Genomic DNA, 3,580 nt, shown 5'->3' with positions numbered 1-3,580 from the left:
GGTATCAATCGCCACGCCCCATCGACGACTCCTTAACCATTGAACTTAAAGTCATAGAATCAACCAAACCCTCGAAAAACAAAGCCAGAGTACCCGATTGCTGATAAGCCGGCACATTACTAATAGGATCATATCTAAAAAGCGAAGCCGCGTAATACCATCAGAAAAATGCGCCATGCCGATGCTGCATCCAACCGCCACCAAGTCAGAGGCCGCATTCGTCACGTCATGGATATCACAGGCGTCTTCATTCATCTTCATTCCCCCAAGTGCTGTAAGCACTTGTTGCCCCTGGAACATGCGCCCAGGCAATCTCTCTATACCGAATAGACACCAACTCTTGTGGCTCTGCATCGTTCATACGAATAGCGTGGGGAACTTGCTGGCTGATATGCGCGATACGCGCACCTGTAAGATGAATTGAATAGTATCGTTCTTGCCCCCCAGCCGAGGCGGTGCGGTAGAGATTGATAATGCATTCGACCTCTTCACGTTCATGCAGTGCACTGGCCAATAGAGGCGATGACTTATCGATAGACTTGGTAATCATAATTGGCCTGTGTTGGCCGCGGCCACCTGCAATGCTGCCATCATTACCGGTGACCATATCGTGCGAATAAGCCAGCACCATGATTTCGTCCTGATGCGCAAACTGGCACTTGTTACCAAGCGAGCTTTGGCCTGAGCAGCCGGCAGAAATAAGTCCTTGTCGCTTACCGGTAATACTCATATAACTGTGACTGGCCATTAGCACTAATCCTTGATGTATTCAAAGCGGCAGACTATGGCAAAAAAAGCATTAGGCAGGGTGTAGGCAGCTTCTGAATTAACTAGCATCAGCCAACCTTTTGGAAATTTCAGAAATCACTGTAGTAAACGATGAATGCTTATGTAGGAACGGGATTACAGCGCAATCTAAAGTTAACGCAACAAGAACAAAAAACCCGGCACATTGGCCGGGTTTGTTGTTTCTGCGCTTTGCGCTTACTTCGCGCTGGAGCCTGCTGCGTGCAACGCGTGTTGGGCGCTGCGTTTGTTCTTGATGCCGTAGCAGACCCACATGAACACGACCCACACCGGAATCGCGTACACCGAGATCTGGATCCCCGGAATCAGCAGCATCACGCCCAGGATGAACACCACGAACGCGAGGCAGACGTAGTTCCCGTACGGGTACCACAGCGCCTTGAACAGCGGCGTTTGCTTGGTCTTGTTCATGTGCTGGCGGAACTTGAAGTGCGAGAAACTGATCATCGCCCAGTTGATCACCAGGGTTGCAACCACCAGCGACATCAACAGTTCCAGCGCGTTTTGCGGGATCAGGTAGTTGAGCAACACCGCGATCAGCGTTACCGCCGCCGAAGCCAGGATCGAACGCACCGGGACGCCACGCTTGTCGATCTTCGACAACGCCTTCGGCGCATCGCCTTGCTCGGCCATGCCTAGCAACATACGGCTATTGCAGTAGGTACCGCTGTTGTACACCGACAACGCCGCGGTCAACACCACGAAGTTGAGGATGTGTGCGGCGGTGTTGCTGCCAAGCATTGAGAACACTTGCACGAACGGGCTGCCGCTGTAGGAGTCACCCGACGCGTTCAGGGTCGCCAACAGGCTGTCCCATGGCGTCAGCGACAGCAAAATGACCAGCGCGCCGATGTAGAAAATCAGGATCCGGTAGATCACCTGGTTGATGGCTTTCGGGATCACGGTTCTCGGCTTGTCGGCTTCAGCAGCGGTGAAACCGAGCATTTCCAGGCCACCGAAGGAGAACATGATGATCGCCATGGCCATCACCAGACCGCTGACGCCGTTCGGGAAGAAACCACCATGGGACCACAGGTTGCTGACCGCCGCTTGCGGGCCGCCATTGCCACTGACCAGCAGGTAGCTGCCCAAGGCAATCATGCCCACAATGGCAACGACCTTGATGATCGCGAACCAGAACTCGGCCTCGCCAAAGACTTTGACGTTGGCCAGGTTGATCAGATTGATCAGCACGAAGAATCCGGCTGCCGAGACCCAGGTCGGAATGTCCGGTGCCCAGTAGTGGATGTATTTGCCGACCGCGGTCAGCTCCGACATGCCCACCAGGATGTACAGGATCCAGCAGTTCCAGCCCGACAGGAAGCCGGCAAAACCGCCCCAGTATTTGTGCGCGAAGTGGCTGAAGGAACCGGCGACCGGCTCTTCAACGATCATTTCGCCGAGCTGGCGCATGATCATGAACGCAATGAAGCCGCAGATGGCGTAGCCGAGGATCATCGACGGTCCGGCGGATTTCAGTACCCCGGCCGAGCCGAGGAACAAGCCGGTACCGATCGCACCACCGAGGGCAATCAATTGAATGTGGCGATTTTTCAGGCCGCGCTTGAGCTCGCCTGACTGCGAGGTTTGTCCACTCATGAAAAAGGTCTCACGTTCTGCGTATTTACAACGTTCATGCGTCACCTGTTTGTTTTTATCTGTGACGAAATCGAACCCGACACGCTTGTGGCGTTGGCGGAGTGAACAAGGCGGATAGCCTTGAGGTTTGCGCTGATGCGCAGGAGGTCACAGTTAAAACGCGGCGCATTGTACACCTGTAACCCCCTGCTGCCAGACCCGCTGGATCAGCGTGTTGTAAGCCGGGATTGCCTGTGTCCACCCCGAGCGTCTCGGGCGGCTGCAAAAATTGGGTCAGATCCTTGCGGATCATCGACGGGAAAGGCAGGTATACCGCCTCTAGCAGAGAGATGGATATGGATTGCGGCGTTCATTGCGCCTCCTTTTTGTTATGCACCTGCACGACAGGCATGGCGCGCATAACACCCTGCGTGGAGCGATGAAACAAGCGGGCCGAAGGGTTGAAAGGAGGAAGTAAAGCGCTGATGCGTAAGCGTTTTCTTACAGCATCCTGGGAATGGCGAATTTACGGGGTTAATCCGTGGATTTTGTCAGGTTTTCTTTACAGTGCGTAATCCTGGCTTTCCACTTCGCACATCCCGGTGCRGCGGCTGGCCTTCCGGGCGCAAAAAAAGGTGTGTGGCAACCGCCACACACCTCAATTACTTTCAGCTCAACTTTGTCGAGAAGGCCTCCTTATCCCACCAGATTGAAGTCCGCCTGATCAACGGTCGCACTGCTGACACCAACAAGGTGGATGGTGTCCGCCCCGATCGCAACCACCGTGTCCGCCCCGTCAGCCGTTATGGTGACGTTGGCAGCGAACGTCGCGCTGCTGATCCCCAACCCAGTGATATCGATCAAGTCATGCGCGCCGCCCGGATTGGCTCCGAAGTTCAGGATCGTATCGTTGCCGAAACCCGCGGCAGCAAACACGAACGTATCGTTGCCGGCGAAGCCGCCGTTCATCAGGTCGTTACCGAACCCACCGGTGATGAGGTCATTTCCGGCTCCCCCCAGCATCACGTTATCCAGCTGATTGCCGAACCCGGTGAAGTTGCCAGTACCGCCATAGATCAATCCCTCGATGTTTGCGCCCAAGGTGTAGCTGTTCAGGTAAGTCCAGACGCTGTCWSTMCCCCCTCCGACACCCTCAATCACGACATCGCCGGCATCTGTCACCTCGTAGACGTCA

Annotated in this window: 3 protein-coding genes and 1 pseudogene; all 4 read right to left on the bottom strand. The window is 54.9% G+C overall.

Features of this window, described 5'->3' with window-relative positions; translation table 11 throughout:
- Positions 1–51 precede the first annotated feature (51 nt).
- Entirely contained in the window at positions 52–255 is a 204-nt protein-coding gene (locus AC1DRJ_RS21790) for a hypothetical protein (RefSeq protein WP_477803961.1), read from the bottom strand.
- On the bottom strand, positions 248–748 hold the full coding sequence (locus AC1DRJ_RS21785) for an Hcp family type VI secretion system effector (RefSeq protein WP_477803960.1): 501 nt from the start codon (positions 746–748) through the stop codon (positions 248–250). Before AC1DRJ_RS21785 ends, AC1DRJ_RS21790 begins: the two co-directional genes overlap by 8 nt.
- A 236-nt stretch (positions 749–984) precedes the next feature.
- Positions 985–2,406 (bottom strand): amino acid permease, encoded by a 1,422-nt coding sequence (locus tag AC1DRJ_RS21780; RefSeq protein WP_477803959.1) that lies wholly within the window; start codon positions 2,404–2,406, stop codon positions 985–987.
- Positions 2,407–3,081: 675 nt separating this feature from the next.
- Positions 3,082–3,580: pseudogene (locus AC1DRJ_RS21775) on the bottom strand (calcium-binding protein); the annotation flags it as partial.

The organism is Pseudomonas sp. P5_B2 (assembly GCF_056400445.1).
This window is presented reverse-complemented; position numbering and strand designations above follow the sequence as displayed.